The sequence below is a fragment of the Microvirga pakistanensis genome, assembly GCF_004458765.1.
GTDB classification, from domain to species: Bacteria; Pseudomonadota; Alphaproteobacteria; order Rhizobiales; family Beijerinckiaceae; genus Microvirga; species Microvirga pakistanensis.
Window position 1 is genome coordinate 1 of sequence record NZ_SPJX01000190.1, and the last position, 223, is coordinate 223.

Genomic DNA, 223 nt, shown 5'->3' on the forward strand with positions numbered 1-223 from the left:
CTCGCCGATCTCGACCGCATGGGCCTGCGCCTCACCGAGCTGATCGACACCCGGCATGGCGGTCTTCAAGGCGCGCCGAAATTCCCCAATCCCACGATCCTCGAATACCTGGTCCGCTATGCGGGCCGCGCCGGGGACGGCGGAGCCCGCCATGGCTTTCTCCTCACCCTGGAGCAGATGGCCCTCGGGGGCATTCGCGACCATCTCGGCGGGGGCTTCGCCC

General features: G+C 69.1%; 1 pseudogene. It reads left to right on the plus strand.

From position 1 onward, the window contains the following. Positions 1-223, plus strand: a pseudogene (locus tag E4K09_RS13995) (thioredoxin domain-containing protein); the annotation flags it as partial.